Here is a 980-nt window from a genome sequence, read left to right as displayed (position 1 = left end):
GTGTAACCAACGCCACGAACTGTTTTTATAAAGTTTTCTGGCAGTTTCTTACGTAGATGATGAATATGAACTTCGATAGCATTACTGGCGATTTCATCTCCCCAGCTGTAGAGCTTGCTCTCTAGACTATCGCGTGTCTGAACCCTACCCGCATTCTCCATCAGCACTTTCAATAACATAAATTCTCGTCGCGATAATTCAAGTTGTTCACCGGATACGGTGACCGACTGCGACTTACTCTCCATGACGACATTACCAATACTGATACCGGAATGTTTGAAGCTACTCAAACGTCGTTCAAATACGCGTAATCGCGCTAGAAGCTCATCAGTTTCAAAGGGCTTAGCAAGATAATCATCAGCGCCATTATCAAGTCCTGTAACTTTATCTTCTAACGAAGCTCTGGCCGTCAGAATCAATACTGGTAGATCGCTGTTTTTCTTACGGATAGCCTTCAGGACATCCTGACCATCCATGTCAGGCAACCCCAAATCCAATACGACGATATCGGGGGGCGATGTTGCAACGGAACTGACCGCCTGCTTACCACGGGTCAGATGATTCACAATGAACCCTTCTCTGCTTAATGAACGCTTGAGTCCTTCTGCCAGAGAAGGATCATCTTCAACTAGCAAAACCTGCATTTTTAGGTATTCTCATTTTGTTGTGAACCTCTTGTAAAGCTGACTCAATTTCTTTGTGACGACCTTTGTCAGCCAAGGGTCTCTCAATTCTCGCTGGTGCTTGCTTAGCTTTAAGTAAATATTGCTCGGCTTGTTGATACTGATTTTGATCCAACAAGAAACTGCCGTAGAAATAGTTACTATCAATCCCGTCTGGGTTAATGGTCAAGGCTTTTTTAAGCAACTTTTCCGCTTCGTCATCATCACCAAAGCCTAAGGGCCAGCCAGGGACTTTAAAATACAATGTACCGAGGCTTGTATAAGCAGAGCCCTTCAATGCCTTATCGTTAATTTTGA

Annotated in this window: 2 protein-coding genes; both read right to left on the bottom strand. The window is 43.8% G+C overall.

Features of this window, described 5'->3' with window-relative positions; genetic code table 11:
* A partial coding sequence (locus ACTF5U_RS00850) for a response regulator (protein ID WP_438969735.1) occupies positions 1–644 on the bottom strand: 644 nt, incomplete at its 3' end.
* Positions 625–980, bottom strand: a 356-nt coding sequence (locus tag ACTF5U_RS00845) for a tetratricopeptide repeat protein (protein ID WP_438969734.1), incomplete at its 5' end; no start/stop codon positions are given. The genes ACTF5U_RS00850 and ACTF5U_RS00845, both read right to left, overlap by 20 nt.

Origin of the sequence: Methylophaga sp. (assembly GCF_965655755.1) — a bacterium.
Taxonomy (GTDB): Bacteria; Pseudomonadota; Gammaproteobacteria; order Nitrosococcales; family Methylophagaceae; genus Methylophaga.
Note: the sequence above shows the minus strand (reverse complement) of the source record. Positions and strands in the feature narration are given on the sequence as shown.